Origin of the sequence: Arsenicicoccus cauae, from assembly GCF_009707125.1 — a bacterium.
Taxonomy (GTDB): domain Bacteria; phylum Actinomycetota; class Actinomycetes; order Actinomycetales; family Dermatophilaceae; genus Arsenicicoccus; species Arsenicicoccus cauae.
This window is the reverse complement of sequence record NZ_WLVL01000023.1, coordinates 60,296-76,154: the sequence shown is the minus strand read 5'-3', so window position 1 is coordinate 76,154 and position 15,859 is coordinate 60,296. Positions and strand designations below refer to the sequence as shown.

General features: G+C 69.7%; 14 protein-coding genes and 2 pseudogenes. 6 read left to right on the top strand and 10 right to left on the bottom strand.

Features of this window, described 5'->3' with window-relative positions; translation table 11 throughout:
- Positions 1-32 precede the first annotated feature (32 nt).
- The 4 genes from GGG17_RS06735 to GGG17_RS06720 are packed head-to-tail and all read right to left on the bottom strand — an operon-like array spanning position 33 to position 3,817.
- On the bottom strand, positions 33-836 hold the full coding sequence (locus GGG17_RS06735) for an iron ABC transporter ATP-binding protein (protein WP_154592988.1): 804 nt from the start codon (positions 834-836) through the stop codon (positions 33-35).
- Entirely contained in the window at positions 833-1,852 is a 1,020-nt protein-coding gene (locus tag GGG17_RS06730) for an iron chelate uptake ABC transporter family permease subunit (RefSeq protein ID WP_288799460.1), read from the bottom strand. Before GGG17_RS06730 ends, GGG17_RS06735 begins: the two co-directional genes overlap by 4 nt.
- Entirely contained in the window at positions 1,842-2,849 is a 1,008-nt protein-coding gene (locus tag GGG17_RS06725) for an ABC transporter permease (RefSeq protein ID WP_311966483.1), read from the bottom strand. The genes GGG17_RS06730 and GGG17_RS06725 overlap by 11 nt, the downstream gene beginning before the upstream one ends.
- A complete protein-coding gene (locus GGG17_RS06720; RefSeq protein ID WP_154592987.1) occupies positions 2,846-3,817 on the bottom strand; it encodes a siderophore ABC transporter substrate-binding protein in 972 nt (323 codons plus the stop codon). The genes GGG17_RS06725 and GGG17_RS06720 overlap by 4 nt, the downstream gene beginning before the upstream one ends.
- 518 nt (positions 3,818-4,335) lie before the next feature.
- On the opposite strand from GGG17_RS06720, the gene GGG17_RS06715 reads away from it, so the two are divergent.
- The 4 genes and pseudogenes from GGG17_RS06715 to GGG17_RS06700 all read left to right on the top strand — a co-directional run bounded on the left by GGG17_RS06715 (position 4,336) and on the right by GGG17_RS06700 (position 6,747).
- Positions 4,336-4,947, top strand: a complete 612-nt coding sequence (locus tag GGG17_RS06715; RefSeq protein ID WP_195849146.1) for a DUF4352 domain-containing protein — start codon at positions 4,336-4,338, stop codon at positions 4,945-4,947.
- A 158-nt stretch (positions 4,948-5,105) separates the two neighbouring features.
- Positions 5,106-5,755 (top strand): annotated as a pseudogene (locus tag GGG17_RS06710) (transposase).
- A gap of 253 nt (positions 5,756-6,008) precedes the next feature.
- On the top strand, positions 6,009-6,263 hold the full coding sequence (locus GGG17_RS06705) for a hypothetical protein (RefSeq protein WP_154592984.1): 255 nt from the start codon (positions 6,009-6,011) through the stop codon (positions 6,261-6,263).
- 4 nt (positions 6,264-6,267) lie between these two features.
- A complete protein-coding gene (locus GGG17_RS06700; RefSeq protein WP_154592983.1) occupies positions 6,268-6,747 on the top strand; it encodes a hypothetical protein in 480 nt (159 codons plus the stop codon).
- Positions 6,748-6,833: 86 nt separating this feature from the next.
- On the opposite strand, the gene GGG17_RS16870 is transcribed toward GGG17_RS06700, so the two are convergent.
- The 4 genes and pseudogenes from GGG17_RS16870 to GGG17_RS06685 all read right to left on the bottom strand — a co-directional run bounded on the left by GGG17_RS16870 (position 6,834) and on the right by GGG17_RS06685 (position 10,834).
- The gene (locus GGG17_RS16870; protein WP_283809770.1) at positions 6,834-6,968 is read right to left on the bottom strand and encodes a hypothetical protein; all 135 of its coding nucleotides are present in this window, start codon (positions 6,966-6,968) and stop codon (positions 6,834-6,836) included.
- 376 nt (positions 6,969-7,344) lie between these two features.
- Positions 7,345-8,994: an NERD domain-containing protein gene (locus GGG17_RS06695; protein ID WP_230082779.1), complete on the bottom strand. Its 1,650-nt coding sequence runs from the start codon at positions 8,992-8,994 to the stop codon at positions 7,345-7,347.
- A gap of 257 nt (positions 8,995-9,251) precedes the next feature.
- A pseudogene (locus tag GGG17_RS06690) lies at positions 9,252-9,834 on the bottom strand (transketolase family protein); the annotation flags it as partial.
- A 151-nt stretch (positions 9,835-9,985) separates the two neighbouring features.
- Positions 9,986-10,834 (bottom strand): siderophore-interacting protein, encoded by an 849-nt coding sequence (locus GGG17_RS06685; RefSeq protein WP_195849145.1) that lies wholly within the window; start codon positions 10,832-10,834, stop codon positions 9,986-9,988.
- 112 nt (positions 10,835-10,946) lie between these two features.
- Here GGG17_RS06685 and GGG17_RS06680 point away from each other — a divergent pair, with 112 nt between their 5' ends.
- On the top strand, positions 10,947-11,300 hold the full coding sequence (locus tag GGG17_RS06680; protein ID WP_154592980.1) for a hypothetical protein: 354 nt from the start codon (positions 10,947-10,949) through the stop codon (positions 11,298-11,300).
- 443 nt (positions 11,301-11,743) lie between these two features.
- On the opposite strand, the gene GGG17_RS06675 is transcribed toward GGG17_RS06680, so the two are convergent.
- Both GGG17_RS06675 and nrdR read right to left on the bottom strand, forming a co-directional pair.
- Positions 11,744-14,680, bottom strand: coding sequence for a vitamin B12-dependent ribonucleotide reductase (locus GGG17_RS06675; protein WP_154592979.1), 2,937 nt, complete (start codon positions 14,678-14,680; stop codon positions 11,744-11,746).
- A gap of 157 nt (positions 14,681-14,837) precedes the next feature.
- On the bottom strand, positions 14,838-15,341 hold the full coding sequence (nrdR, locus tag GGG17_RS06670) for a transcriptional regulator NrdR (RefSeq protein ID WP_288799863.1): 504 nt from the start codon (positions 15,339-15,341) through the stop codon (positions 14,838-14,840).
- A 319-nt stretch (positions 15,342-15,660) separates the two neighbouring features.
- Between nrdR and GGG17_RS06665 the strand changes: the two genes are divergently transcribed.
- The gene (locus GGG17_RS06665) at positions 15,661-15,819 is read left to right on the top strand and encodes a hypothetical protein (protein ID WP_154592977.1); all 159 of its coding nucleotides are present in this window, start codon (positions 15,661-15,663) and stop codon (positions 15,817-15,819) included.
- Positions 15,820-15,859 lie beyond the last annotated feature (40 nt).

The following is a 15,859-nucleotide window of genomic DNA, read 5'->3' as shown; positions in this document are numbered from 1 at the left end:
AAAGCCGACGCGCCCCAGGTCAGCGCCCCAGGTCAGCGCCGCAGGTAGTGTCCGACCGGTCGCCCCTGCACGCGCTCCACGGTGATCGGGACGGCGAAGATCTCCTCGAGCAGGCCCTCGCGCATCACCTCGTCCGGGCTGCCGGCGGCGACCACGCGGCCGTCGCGCATCGCCACGATCCGGTCCGCGAAGGCGGCGGCCGCGTTGAGGTCGTGCACGACCACCACGACGGTCTTGCCCAGCTCGTCCACGGCGCGGCGCAGCAGGCGCAGGATCCCGAGGGCGTGCCGCATGTCTAGGTTGTTGAGCGGCTCGTCCAGCAGGACGTAGTCGGTGTCCTGGGCGACGACCATGGCGATCAGGACGCGCTGGCGCTGACCACCCGAGAGCTCGTCGACGAACCGGTCGGCCAGGTCCTCCAGGTCGAGGTAGTGCAGGGCACGGTCCACGTGCTCGACGTCGACCGGGCGCAGCCGTCCCCCGCAGTGGGGGAAGCGGCCGAAGCCCACCAGGTCACGCACCCGCAGGCGCACCGCGAGGTGGTGCTCCTGGCGCAGGATCGCGAGCCGTCGCGCCAGCACCGAGGACTCGCAGCGCGTGACGTCGAGGTCATCGACGTGCACCTCGCCCTCGTCGGCGGGCAGGAGGCGGGCCACGATCGACAGCAGCGTCGACTTGCCGGCGCCGTTGGGACCGACCAGGCAGGTCAGCCCCCCACGCGGCAGGTCGAGGGTGACCCGGTCGACGACGGTTGTCCCGTCATACGACTTGGTCACCTCCCGTATGGCGATGCCCGAGCTGGTCGCGGCGTGCGGGAGGACGGCGGTGGAGGTCATGCGCGGGCCCTTCGCAGGAGGAGGACGAGGAAGGCGACGCCGCCGAGGAGCTCGACGACCAAGGACAGGGAGCCCTCGAGGCCGAGGAGCTGCTCGAAGACGAGCTGTCCGCCGACGAGGGTGGCGACGGCCGCGCCGCAGGCGGCCGGGAGGACGTAGCGGTGCCGGTGCGTGCCCATGGTCTGGTAGGCGAGATGGGCCACCAGCAGCCCGAAGAAGCTGGTCGGCCCCACGAGTGCGGTCGCCGACGCGACGAGCAGCGCCACCACGGCGAGGACGACGAGCTGGCTGCGGCGGTGGTCGATGCCCAGGGACGTCGCGAGCTCGCGCCCGAGGGCGATGACGTCGAGCCGTTCGGCCTGGCGCAGGGTCCACAGCAGGGCGAGCGCCACGATCACCGCGCTCGTCGCGACGAGCCGGGGGTCGGCGCCATGGAAGTCGGCGAAGAAGCGGTCCTGCAGGACGATGAACTCGGTCGGGTCCATGGCGCGCTGCATCAGGGTGGACAGCGCGCGAAAGAACCCGCCGGCCACGACGCCGACCAGCACCACGAGGTGCAGGCTGCGGCCGAGGCCGACGACGAGCCAGCGGTAGAGGCCGACGGCCAGCAGGGTCATGGCCGTCGCCTCGGCGCCGAAGCGCAGCACCGGGTCGATGGTCACGCTGCCGGTCACCCCGAGCGCCACCATGGCCGCGGTCTGCACGAGCAGGTAGAGCGCGTCGAAGCCCATGATCGACGGCGTCAGGATCCGGTTGGCGGTGACCGTGTGAAAGAGCACGGTCGCGATGGCCACGGCCGCGCCCACGACGGTCATGGTGGCGAGGGTGATCAGGCGTCGCGGCAGGATGAAGCCGATGGCCCCCTCGAGGCCCACGAGCAGGTATGCCGTCGCGGCTGCCGCCGCGAGCAGCCACCACGCGGCGACCCGCAGCGTCGGGGAGGGGGCACGGCGGACGAGAGGTCGACGGGATGCCGCAGGCGTGGCGGGGGCGGCGGTCGTCAGGTCAGCGGACACCGCGAACTCCCTTGACCAGCATGGCGAGGAAGGCTCCCGCCCCGACGACGCCGAGGATCGTGCCGATGGGCAGCTCGTGCGGCGCGACCAGGGAGCGGGCGAGCAGGTCGCACAGGAGCACGAGACCGGCTCCGCCGAGCGCGACCCAGGGCACGCTGCTGCGGGCGTTGCCGCCCATGGCGAGCACCACGAGGTTGGGGACGACCAGGCCGATGAAGCCGAGCATGCCCACCGTCACGACCACGGTCGCCGTCACGACGGCGACGATGCTCATGCCGATCGCCATCGTGCGGCGGTAGTCCAGGCCGAGGTTGGTGGCGACGTCCTCCCCCAGCCCCGCGACGGTGAAGCGGTCCGCCACGACGACCGACACGACGGTGAGGGCGCCCGCGATCCACAGCAGCTCGTAGCGGCCCTGGATCGTGGCCGAGAAGTCGCCGGTCATCCAGGCGCCGAGGCTCTGCAGGAGGTCGTAGCGGTAGGCGACGAAGGTGGCCACCGCCCCCACGATCCCGGACAGGACCAGGCCGATCAGCGGCACGACGAGCACGTCCCGGATCGTGACGGACCGGACGAGGCGCAGGAACACGGCGGTGCCGGCGAGCGCGCAGGCGGCGGCGATCGCCATACGGGCCGCGACCGGCGCGTCCGGCCAGCCGATCGCGACCCCCAGCAGGCCGAGGCCGGCGAACTCCATCGTCCCGGTGGTCGACGGCTCGACGAAGGGGTTGCGGGTGAGCAGCTGCATGATCAGCCCGCTCACCGCGAGGCCGGCGCCGGCCAGCACCAGGGCGACGGTGCGTGGGACGCGGCTGACCCCGATGAGGTCGAGGGCGTCGGCGCGGCGGTCGGCGTCCAGCAGCGCGGCGGGCGTCACGTCGGCGACCCCCACGAAGAGCGACCAGACCGCGAGGACCAGCACGACGGCGGCCCCGCCGAGCAGCAGCGCTGCCTGGCGGGGTCGGCGTCGCGCGACGACGGGGGCTGACGCCGTCACAGCCCCGCGGCCACCTCGTCGACCATGGTCGACAGGTTGTCGAGGCCGGCCCCGACGACATACCACCGCTGGCCGTCGAGGTAGGTGATCTGCTTCGTGGCGCCGGCCGGCGTGGCGTCGACGAGCGGGTTGGCGAGGATCTCCTTGGCGGCCTTGCCGTTCTGGCCGATGGCGGCGTCGCGGTCGACGACGAACAGGCGGTCCGGCTTGGCGTCGCGGACGAACTCGAAGCTCACGGCCTGGCCGTGGCGGTCCTCGCTGATCGTGGCGGCGGTGGGCTTGACGCCGAGCGTCTGGTGGACGAGACCGAAGCGGGACTGCGGGCCGAACGCCGAGACCTTGCCCCCGCTGGTCATGAGGATCAGGCCGGTGCCGGCGTTGGCCGCCTTGGCCTTGGCGGCCGTGACCTTGGCGTCCAGCGCGGCATGCTTGGCCGTCACCTGCTCCTGCTTGCCAAAGATCTCACCGAGCTGCGCGTTGACCTTCTTGGCCGAGCCCATCAGGTCCTTGGACCCCACCGTCAGGTCGATGGTGGGGGCGATCTTCGACAGCTCCTTGTACTTCGCAGCCCCTCGGGCGCCGACGATGATCAGGTCCGGCCCGGCGGCGGCGAGCTTCTCGACGTCGGGCTCCTTCATGCTGCCGAGGTCGGTGTACCTCGCGTCCTGGTAACCCGACAGGAAGCTCGGCATGCCCTGCTTGGTCACGGCCGTGACCGAGTCGACGCCCAGGGACTGGAGGCTGTCGAGCACGCCCAGGTCGAGGACGGCGACCTTCTTGGGGTGGGCAGGCACCTGCGTGGTGCCCTGCGCGTGCGTGACGCTCACGGTCGTGGCGCTGCCGGACGAGCTGCCCGAGCCGGACGAGCCGGAGCCCGAGGAGGCGGTGGCCGAGCCGCACGCGGCCGTCGACAGGGCGACCGTGGCGAGGATCGCGGCGCGGGCGGGGGTGAGCAGGCGGGACGACATTGTGCTCCGATCGACAGAACCGATGAGAAGGATAGCCAAACCTTAGTAAGGTGACCCTATCCTCCACAACCCCCCCCGCCGGGGGTAGGGGCATCGACCGGCCTTCGTCCCCCAGGTCGATGCCCCTACCCCCGGCGGATCTGAGGTGAACGACGACAAGCCCGCTGTTCGGGTGAATTCAAGCCGACAAGATCCAGGTGATCTGCGTCATTCGCGAGACAGGGATGCCTGGCGATACAGACCCCTCGCTCCACCCACTTGACCCCCCCGCGCCTAGGCCTTGTATCGATCCAACGAATCCCGGGACTATGCCCAACCGCTCCACCAGAACTAGCCATCCCTGACCGGGGCTGGACACCGTCGGGGCCGGGACGTTTGCCACGCAGTTACCCAGCGGTTATGTTCAGTCAGGCTCCCCATCGGTGAGCCTTCCACTTCTTCGTCGAGGACGCCGAATGACTGACCCCGCCCTGACCCCCAACCCGGCCAGCAGCCCCGCACCCCAGAGGAATTGGTTCGTGAGGCACAAGATCCTCACGGGTGCCATGGCCGTCGTCCTGCTCGGCGCATTCGGGTCAGCGATGGGGGGCGGCAAGGAGCCTGCGTCGTCGAGCATGACGACCCCCTCCTCCGCAGCGGTCGCGGCCAAGGCAGCGGCCAACCCGGCCAAGACATCCGCTGCCCCGGCTGTGACTCAGACGCAGGAGGCCCCGGCTGCAGAGGCGCCGACCGCCGGCATCGGAACGCCGGCCAACGATGGCAAGTTCGAGTTCACGGTGAAGTCCGTCAAGTGTGGGATCGCCTCGGTGGGCCCGGACTTCATGGCCGAGAAGGCCCAGGGAGAGTTCTGCCGCGTGACCCTCCGCGTCAGGAACAAGGACAAGGCTCCTCAGATGATGTTCGCGGACTCCCAAAAGGCCTTCGCCGGAGAGTCCGAGTACAGCGCCAACTCCATGGCCTCCGTCACTGATGCATCCGCGAACAACACCCAGAGTGTTTGGATGGAGAACATCAACCCCGGCAACGCAGTGCAGGGAAACCTCTTCTTCGACGTGCCGAAGGGAACGAAGTTGACCAAGCTCGTCCTTCACGACTCAGCCTTCTCAGGAGGCGTCGACATCAAGCTCTGACAAGAAGGGTGCCTGATTGAGGTTTTCCCACCAGGTTCGGCGGGTTGTAGACGCTGTGGGTCTGTGACCTGCGGCGACGGCGTGTCGGACGAGAGAAGGCGGGGCCCGGTGGCCAGGCTCGGTTTCACCTCTGTCCCTTCGCCCGAACCGAGCCCCGCGTGCTGTCCTATCGTGCCACCCTGCCCGTCCTGTTATTCGTCGTGCGTCGCGTGTCGACGTGGCTGTGGGCCCACCGCCGGGTCCGTGACGCGCGCCCGCGGCAGCGGGCCGCGACGTGCTGGACCCAAGCCGTGCTGGTCCCGCGATGGCTGATCAAGGCGACCCGTATGCACCGCCTCGCCGCAGACCACGGCCTGTCCCTGGCCACCGCGTACCGATACCTGCACGAGGCCATCGACGTCGTCGCCGACCGCGCCCCGACCCTTGAGGACGTCCTGGCCGACCAGCTGGACACCGCCGCACCGTTCGTCTGCCTGGACGGCACCCTCATCCACACCACCCGCTGCTGCTCCCGCTCCACCAGCACCAAGGGCTATGACGCCTGGTACTCGGGCAAGCACCACGCCCACGGCGGAAACATCCAGGTCCTCACCGACCACACCGGCTTCCCGATCTGGACCTCGCCGGTCGAACCCGGCAACCCGTCCTACACCCGGATGCAGCGCGCGCTCCGCGCGCCCGCCGAACGCGCCAACGCCATCCTCAAGTAGTACCGGAACCTACGCCAATCACCCTCGACCCCGCCCACATCGGCGCGCTCTACGCCGCCACACTCGTCATCGCCACCATGACCCGAGGCCGCTGGTGAGAAAACCTCAGTGTCACAGACACCAGGGCAGCCGACTGGCCATATCCGCTCGTCGGTTCCAGCAACCGGTCGGAGCGCCGGCGGATAATCAGCGTCAGGTGGACGTCAATGACGATCTCCGGTCCGGCTGTGGTTCTCAGCCTCCGGGCGGACTTGGCGCTCCCGTCAGGACTCCAAGGACACGGTTCGCAGCCCTGGGCCTGGGTATGTGCGGCCACGGACAGCGAGTGACCGATCCGTGGAGGAGAGCACGATGGCCAGCAGCGAGCCGACCCGCACCGACCGGAGCCTGGACTTCCTGCGACGTGGCTACGGCTTCTCGGAGGCGTGGTGGCGCGAGCTGCGCCACGTCGATCCCCGCTCCGTCGCGCGGATCCCGCTGCGCCTCATGGGCGGCCGGGCCCTGCTCGTCCGCGGCGACGAGGGCGTTCGCCTGTTCTACGACACCACGCGGGTCAAGCGGGACGGCGCGATGCCGTTGCCCATCCGCGTCCTGGCGGGGCACTGACGTCATGGCTGAGCTCGTCATCACCCTGCGGCTGCCCCTCGACCGGGCGGAGGTATGGCGCCGCCTGTGGTCGGCCCCTCGTCATACGGCCGTGATCCCCCTCACCGTGGTGACGTCGTCCGCTCGCCGTGGACGACTGGACGTCGCGGGCGCCCGGGTCCGAGCGCGAACTGCGGTCGGGCCGTGGGGGTTCGACGACGACATGGAGACCGTCGCGGTGTCCACGCCGGAGGGCGACGGGCCCTGGCGCTGCCGGATCGTCAAGCGTGGCAAGGTCGTTCGTGGCGCGATCGACGCGACGGCGTGCGCCCTGGAGCTGCCCGGTGGGCGAGCTGCGACCGAGCTGCGATGGCGGCAACGGATCAGCGTGGCAGGTCTGCCGCGAGCGCTCGACCCCGTGACGGCGGCCGTCGCCTGGGTGGCCTATCGCGCGACGATCAGGCGGATCGTGGACGCTCAGGCGGTGCGCGGGCTTCGCAGGTAGCGCCACAGCAGCAGCCCGAACGCCGGCAACCCGCCGAGGAGCATCAGGATCGGCCCGCGGGTCGACGGGCAACGGCGAGTCCACGCTCACGCAACGCCAGTGGTGTGGGCGTGCTCACGAGTGTGGCCGTGGTCCTGCTCATCCCGCAGCAGGTCCACGAGGCTGAGCTGGCCCGTGGGCTCGCGCCGTCCGACCGAGTCGTAGAGCAGGTCCGGATCCACCTGCCCGAATCATGCAGGCACCATGGGCTTCTCGCCCATGGACTCATGGATCACCCTCTCCAGCAGCGCGACTCGGTCAGGATCAACGCGATCCACCTTGTCGAGCACCAGGAGCGAGGCCACCTTGAGGTGATCGCTCGCGACGGGGGGCCCAACCCCTGGCAGGGCTCTCGCAGGTCGACGAGCCGCTCCAGCAGGCGCCCGTGATAGGCCTTGTGCTTGCGCCCGGCCCACTGGTCCAGCTCGAGCAGCAGGTCCGCCGTCAGTTGGCCGTCGCCCGTGCGGCGACCCTATGCGCCTCCGCGGACGCCTGCCGACTCCGGCGGCGTGGTCGGTGCCTGGGGTGCTTGCAGTGCCTGCAGCGCCTGCGTTCAGGTCAGGGCGCGAGCAGGCGGTCGAGGACCGGGTCTCCAGCCGTGCGACGGATGACCTCGGGGTCCCCGACGACCACCAGCTCGTCGGTGGCACGGGACAGCCCGACGTAGAGCTTTTCCTTGGCGCGGTCGCGGGGCTCGTGCTCGTTGACGCACAGCACCACGACGCGACGCTCCAGACCCTTGCAGCCCAGGACATGGCCGTAGAAGACGTCGTCGTCCTCCCAGAACGACCGCCAGTAGGCCTGGGGGTCCACCTCGTCGAAGCGCTCCAGCTGCACCGGGTGCCGTGAGCCGGTCGTGATGAGGGCGACGTCCTGCTGGCGCCAGCCCCGGTCGAGGAGCTCCTCCACCACGTCGTCGGCGCGTCCGATCGCCTCGTCGGCGGCGCAGGCGACGAGCCGGACCGCGGGCCCGTCCCCGCCCATGGGCCGCATCCGCATCGGCGTGAGGGGCGCGAAGACGTCGGCGATCTGGCGGGTGTTGCGCAGGTTGTGGTCGAGCACCAGCGGCACGAGCGGCACCGGCGGGCGCCCGAATCGGGCGAACACCCGCTGGTTCTCGTCGGTGTAGACGTAGAGACCGCCGGAGTCCTCGTCGCGCAGGGCGTTCATCAGCGGCCGCCACCACCCGTCTGCGAAGTCCTGCGCCTCGTCGACGATGACGGCGTCGAACCTCTCCTCGTCCGGCAGTGCGGCGGCCAGCTCCGCCATACGGTCAGGCAGGCGACGCTCCCAGAAGTCGCTGTCCTGGCGGGTGCCGCCCTCGGCGCCCCAGGACCGCCCGAGCTCCTCGAAGGTGCCGACGAACGCGGGAGTCTTCTTGCGGCTCAAGCCTTTCAGCTCACGGCGGAAGTACTCGGCCAGACCGATGGAGTAGCACAGCAGCGCGACCCGCTGGGGTGGCCGGTCCTCACGTCCGCGGGTCAGGTCCTTGGCCTGGGCCAGCGCCAGGACGGTCTTGCCGCTGCCCGCTCCTCCGCTCACCTCGACCCGGCTGAGCAGCCGCGTCACGCCGAGCAGCGTGGCCTGCTCGACCGTGAGCCGGTCTGCGCGAGAGGCGCGTTCGTCCGCGTCGGCGGTGACGTCCTCGACGGGGAGCCTTCTCCCGCGCAGGATCTCGACGATCAGGTCGATCTCGGCGGACGAGGGCGCACGGTGCCCGGAGTCACGAGCAGGTATGGCGCGCAACCGATCTGCCAGGCCGCCCAGATCCTGACGGCCGTGGATGAGCCACCGCGGGCAGTCCGGAGTCGCGAAGTCGTCGTCGATCGACGTGTAGGGCATGACCACGGTGTGGCTCCACCGGATCCGGGTGCGCGACGAGTCGCGCCACCGTGGGTCGTGCTCGACGAAGTCCCTGATGGCGTAACGGGTCTGACGAGCCTGATCGACGGGGTGGATCCGTCGACGGCCGTGACCCGAGGTCGTCCACCACCGGCCCTGGCCGTCGAGCGAGCAGCTGCCTCCCTTGACCTCGACCACCACGACACCTTCGTCGGGCAGCAGCAGCACGAGGTCCGCCTCGTGGTCCTTGGTGTCGTCCGTGAGCCGCAGCCCGGACAGGACCACCGCGTCGTCGGGCAGGTCTCGGACCAGCCGCTCCCACACCTCCCGCTCGCTCGCGGTGTCGTGCTGCGGATCCTGCGGCATCGCCCGAGCCGTCATCGCTCCCCCTCGCGCCCGTCCCTTGGGGGCAGGGTAGGCACGGGTGGTGTCGCGGCGTGGGGAAACGGCAGGATCAGACGCCGTTGACCCGTCGCAGGGCTGTCTTGTCCACAGCATGTCGCGTTCCGGCTCGCGAGCAGCTGACCCACATCCGGCCCCAGACGCTCGCCTCCAGGACTCCCACTGCGTCGAGGCGGCGATCGCCGCGTCGAGCAGGCACTCCAGCTCGTCGTCGGTCGAGGACCCGGGCGCACGACCTTCGCCCGGCCCAGCTCGAAGGTGTAGTCGTACTGGTCGAGGATCCGCGACACCTGCCCGCGCAGCAGCCGGGTGTAGCTCGGCCCGGGCCGGGGCCAGCTGGGGCACCGCCTGCTCGATGTCGACGGCGTCGCACGGGTCGACGATGGTCAGGCCCGGCATCCCGCGCAGGATGGCGACGTCCTCGGTCGCCTGGTGCGAGGGGCCGTAGCCGGTGGTGAGCCCGGGCAGCGCGCACACCAGGTTGACGTCGAGGTTGGGCTCGGCCATGTCCAGGCAGATGAAGTCACAGGCCCGTCGCGTCGCGAACACGGAGTAGGTCGAGGCGAACGGCACCAGGCCGACCCCCGCCATACCGGCGGCGGCCATCATCATGACCTGCTCGGCCATCTCCATCTCGAAGGACCGGGTGGGGTTCTCCTTGGCGAAGACGTGCCTGTCGGTGCACTTGCCGAGGTCGGCGGTCAGCCCGACGATCCGCTCGTCCTGCGCCGCCAGCGCGTTCAGCGCATGGCCGAGCGGCGCCGAGGTGGTGGGGACGCCGGGGTCGGCGATCGAGGCGATCATCGCGGCCGAGCGCAGCGGCTTGGCCTTCTCGGTGACCTGCTGGGACTCGACCGCGGGCCGCTCCTCGGCGAGGTGAGCGTTCTCGGCTGGTCACCTATCGCGCCCCCAACCCCGCCCACTGGTCAGATCTCGTCGCGTGGGGGTGGGCCGGTCAGAGCCGGGCCTGACCGACCTTCCAGAAGCCGCTGGCCATGACGCGGCGCCGCGGCACGTCACGCTCCCTGACCAGATGACGGCGCACCGCGGCGACGGTGGCCGCCTCGGCGCACGCCCAGGCATAGTCGACGTCGGCAATCCCGCACGCGCGCAGCGCCGGCAGCATCGCGGACCCCGGCTCGCCCTCTCCGCGGTAGACGACGTGCACACCGGCCTCCCGGACCTCGTCGTGCAGGAAGCCCTCGGTCGGCACCTCGACCACGGCAGTGAAGCGGCGGCCGGGATCGTCGGCATACGCGTCGAGGATGGCGAGCTGGCCGGGCAGGCCGGTCTCGTCGGCGAGCAGCAGGTGGTGACCGGTGGGTGGAGCACTGCCGTATGGCGCCGCCTGGATCCGCAGACCGACCTCGTCCCCGACGCAGACCGACCGGATCCACCGCGAGCCCGGGCCGTCGTGACCGGTGCACACGATGTCGACGTCGATCTCGGCGCGCTCGGGGCGGTGGGCGCGGATGGTGTACCACCGCAGGTCCGGCCGCAGCGGCTCGGGCATCGCGGCCAGGGCGGTTCGCGGGTTGAGCATGTTGGCCGGCAGGTGCAGGTTGCCGGCGGGCTGCGGCAGGAACAGCCCGAGGTACTCGTCTGGCCCGGTGAGCGTGAGGTCCGCGAGCCCGCCCGCGGTGATCGTGACGCGGCGGAAGGCCGGTGACAGCTGCTGCAGGGCAGTCACCTGCGCCTCGAGCTGGGGATAGAAGGCGCGCCGTGGCGGCATCGCCGTCGTCGTCGCATAGGCGGCGGCGTAGGCCGCGGCGGTGGTGCGCTCAAGCACGCCGTACTGAACCATGGGCATGACCTCCAGTTAGTTAGGTATACCTAACCACCTCTACCTGGTCGTCGCCACCCTGTGCACACCCCCCCCACCAAGGGCTAGAGTCGCAGCCAGGGAGGGAGTTGCGATGCCACACACGTCCCAGCACGACGCGGCGATCTGGCGCACGGTTTGCATCAACGACCTGGTCGACTCCGGCCGGTTTCACGAGGTGCCACACGTCCCCACGACGTTCCCGGGCGCGCTCTCTCCCGAGGAGAAGGTGATGGCGACCGGCCCTTTCGCCCTGCACGAGTTCATGAGCATCGGGGACGGCACCTACGTCCATGACGCGGGCTTCTTCTTCGCGTCCGGTCGCTATGGCGCCGCCCTCACAGCGGGGGTGGTGATCGGACGCGCAGTGGGCAACCGCTCTCGCCGTCGTGCGGCGGCAGATGCCGCGGTGGTGCCCCGTGGACGATGGGCTCGTCCACGTCTCTGACTTCGGCTTCTACCTCCAGTCTCGGCGAGGCTTGTTGCCGTGGGGGTGGGGTGCCGTGACGTCAGCCCAGCTTGTCGGACCAGGGCGCCTCTGGATGTCGGGCAACTCCACGAATGGGCCCGTGCAGTGGATCGTGGACAGTGACTGGGCCGAGTTGATCCTCACGATGTGGGCCCGCGTCCGACATCCGCGGCACCCTCAGCTCGAGCAGGGCGCGTGGATTCCCGAGGGCTGGGCAGCACGGATCACGGCTGACGGCTATCCCCTACCCCCTGACCACTCGGGTCGCTGGGGTCGACTGGCGCTCGACCTGGGAGAGGCCGACCAGTAGCCCGACCCCGCGGCCGCCCCGGCCCCGGGTCGCCGAGCTGACGCGGTTGAGCCCCGCAGGGGCGAATCCCTGAGGGGCTCAACCGGACTCGTCACGCAGACGCGGGGGTGGCTCAGCTGCAGCCGGAGGTGCTGCCGCAGCCCTCGCACACGTAGCAGGACCCGGCGGGGCGCATCTTGGTGCCGCAGGTCATGCAGATCGGCGCGTCGGAGGCCATGCCTTGGAGCTTCTCCATGAGATCGGCGGAGGAGTGGATCTCCTGGGAGACCTCGCGGGCGTCGGCGGCGCCGGCGCCGGACTTCACCTCGGCCGGGCGGGGCGGGGAGGAGCCGAAGCGCTCCCCAGCCTCACGGGCCTTCTCCTGCGGCGTCTTGGAGGTGGCGACGTCCTGCTGGATCTCCTCGTCGTACTCCTCCTCGCTGTCGTCGCCCACCGGCTCGTAGGACCCGGTCTCGAGCTGGCGGGCGCGCTCCTCGGCGGAGTAGATGCCCATCATCGAGCGGGTGTCGAAGTCCAGGTAATCCAGGGCCAGGCGGCGGAAGACGTAGTCCATGATCGACTGCGACATCCGCACGTCCGGGTCGTCGGTGAGGCCGGCCGGCTCGAAGCGCTGGTTGGTGAACTTGTCGACGTAGGTCTCGAGCGGGACGCCGTACTGCAGGCCCACCGAGATGGCGATGGAGAAGGCGTCCATCACGCCGGCCAGCGTGGATCCCTGCTTGCCGAACTTCAGGAAGAGCTCACCCAGGCCACCGTCGGGGTAGGCGCCGGCCGTCAGGTATCCCTCGGCGCCGCCGACCGTGAAGGAGGTCGTCTGGGACGAGCGACGCTTGGGCAGGCGACGACGGGTGGGCCGGTAGACGACCTTCTCGACGACCTTGGCCTCGCCGGACTCGACGAGCTCGGCGGCCTTCTCCTCGACGCGCTCCTCGACCTTCTTCTTGGCGTCCGAGAGGGGCTGGCCGACCTTGCAGTTGTCGCGGTAGACGGCGAGCGCCTTGAGGCCGAGCTTCCAACCCTGGAGGTAGACGTCCTCGATCTCCTCGACCGTGGCGGACTCGGGGAGGTTGACGGTCTTGGAGATGGCGCCGGAGAGGAACGGCTGGCAGGCCGCCATCATCCGGACGTGACCCATGGGGGAGATGGCGCGGGCGCCCATGGCGCAGTCGAAGACCTCGTAGTGCTCGGTCTTGAGGCCGGGGGCGTCGATGACGTGGCCGTGCTCGGCGATGTACTCGACGATCGCCTCGATCGACTCGTCCTGGTAGCCGAGCTTCTTGAGGGCGCGCGGGATCGTGAGGTTGACGATCTGCATGGAGCCGCCGCCGACGAGCTTCTTGAACTTGACCAGCGAGAAGTCCGGCTCGATGCCGGTGGTGTCGCAGTCCATCATGAAGCCGATGGTGCCCGTGGGGGCGAGGACCGACGCCTGAGCGTTGCGGAAGCCGTTCTTGTCGCCGAGCGTGAGGACGTCGTCCCACGCCTGGGTGGCCAGGGCGTGGATGGAGGAGTCCATCTGGTCCAGGGTCGTGACGGCGGCGTTGGCGTCGCGGTGCTGGGCCATGACGCGCTTGTGGGCGTCGGCGTTGCGGGCGTAGCCGGCATACGGCCCGACCACGGCGGCGAGCTCGGCGGAGCGCTTGTAGGACGCGCCGGTGAGCAGCGAGGTGATGGCGGCAGCGAGGGCTCGGCCACCCTCGGAGTCGTAGCCGTGGCCCGTCGCCATCAGCAGGGCGCCGAGGTTGGCGTAGCCGATGCCGAGCTGGCGGTAGTCGCGGGTGGTCTCGCCGATGGACTCGGTCGGGAAGTCCGCGAAGCAGATGGAGATGTCCATCGCGGTGATGACGAGCTCGGCGACCTTCTGGAAGGTCTCGGCGTCGAAGGTGTCGTCGTCGCGCAGGAACTTCAGCAGGTTGAGCGACGCGAGGTTGCAGGAGGAGTTGTCCAGCGACATGTACTCCGAGCAGGGGTTGGACGCGGTGATCCGGCCGGTCTCGGGGTTGGTGTGCCAGGCGTTGATCGTGTCGTCGTACTGGATGCCCGGGTCGGCGCACTCCCAGGCGGCCTTGGCGACCTTCTTCATCAAGGAGCGGGCGTCGATGCGCTCGATCACCTCGCCGGTCATGCGGGCGCGCAGACCGAAGTCGGTGCCCTCCTCGACGGCCTTCATGAACTCGTCCGTGACGCGGACGGAGTTGTTGGCGTTCTGGTACTGCACCGAGACGATGTCGCGCCCGCCGAGGTCCATGTCGAAGCCGGCGTCGCGCAGCGCGCGGATCTTGTCCTCCTCGCGCGCCTTGGTCTCGACGAACTCCTCGATGTCGGGGTGGTCGATGTCGAGCACGACCATCTTGGCCGCGCGGCGGGTGGCGCCGCCGGACTTGATGGTGCCGGCGGAGGCGTCGGCGCCGCGCATGAAGGAGACGGGCCCGGACGCGGTGCCGCCGGAGGACAGCAGCTCCTTGGAGGAGCGGATGCGCGAGAGGTTGAGGCCGGCGCCGGAGCCGCCCTTGAAGATGAACCCCTCCTCCTTGTACCAGTTGAGGATCGAGTCCATCGAGTCGTCGACGGACAGGATGAAGCAGGCGCTGACCTGCTGGGGGCTGGCCGTGCCGACGTTGAACCACACCGGCGAGTTGAAGCTGAACACCTGGTGCACCAGGGCGTAGGTCAGCTCGTGCTCGAAGATCTCGGCGTCCTCGGGCGTGGCGAAGTAGCCGTTGTCCTTGCCGGCCTTGGCGTACGTCAGCACGACGCGGTCGATGAGCTGCTTGAGCCCCTGCTCGCGCTTGTCGGTGCCGACGGCGCCGCGGAAGTACTTGGTGGTGACGATGGTGGAGGCGTTGACCGACCAGAAGTCGGGGAACTCGACGCCATGCTGCTCGAAGATCGTCTCGCCGGTCTTCCAGTTCGTCTGGACGACGTCGCGCTTCTCCCAGGTCACGTCGTCGTAGGGGTGCACGCCGGGCGTGGTGAAGATGCGCTCGATGGTGAGGCCCTTCTTGGCCGACTTGCGTGCTGCGGAGCGAGCGCCGACGGTCTCGGTCATGGTGCTGTGCCTTCCGTTCCCTGGGATTACTGGCTGTATGTCGTGCCTGGGTGTCCCCGTCAGGTGTCTCGGCGGGGATGTGGAGATGTCGTGATGAGGGGGTCGGTCGTCATACGGGCAGTCTGAGGGCGACCACTGACAGACCCCTGCTGACCTGCTAGGTCGTGCGCGGCGGGCTGGGTGGACCCACCGCGGCGGGCTCCTCCCCGGTGGGCGGGTGCTCTGCCCGGAGGAGGGTGATCGCCGCCTCGAAGTCCTCGAGGGAGTCGAAGGCCTGGTAGACACTGGCGAAGCGCAGGTAGGCGACCTCGTCGAGCTCGCGCAACGGGCCGAGGATGGCCAGGCCCACCTCGTGGGCATCGATCTCCGCGTGGCCCTGCGAGCGGATCGTCTCCTCCACCCGCTGGGCCAGCCTGGCCAGGTCGTCCTCGCTCACCGGCCGACCCTGGCAGGCCTTGCTCACGCCGTCCTGGATCTTGGCGCGGCTGAAGGGCTCGCTGGCACCGGACCGCTTGATCACGGTCAGGCTCGCGGACTCCACCGTGGTGAAGCGGCGCTGGCACGCCGGGCACTGACGACGGCGACGGATGGCCGAGCCGTCGTCGGTCGTGCGGCTGTCGATGACGCGGCTGTCGGTGTTGCGGCAGAACGGGCAGTGCACGGCTAGGCTCCTCCCCTGGTCGACGGACGCCTGTGGATGCGGCTGTGGATGACGTGTTGACAACCTGTGGCTAACCGACCCCGTCCTGGGGACTAGATGTGGACGACTTACATCGGTGTAACCACTAGATGTAGTGATCCTATGCCCGCTCTGCCCCAACGATCAAACACGTCACCCAGCTGACGTGTCGCCCCAGGTCACACGGCGTGTTCAACCCATCGTGTCGCCGTCATCACTGTGCGTGACGGCAGGTCGAACGCCGTGCGGCCCCACCGCGCACCCACGATCTGGTGGTGGCTCAGAGGTCTAGGCTCGACCCATGGATCGTCGCGCCCTCACCCCACTCGTCGTCGGCCTCCTGTGCTTCGCGATCGCCCTGATGATCCGCAGCGGCGGCCTGGTGCGCGGCCTGCTGATGTTCGTGGCGGCGGGGTTCATGGTCTATGCGGTGTCGGTCATGACCCGCGACCGCCGCTGATCGCGGGTTATCCACAGACGCCTGTATGACGGAAGCAGGC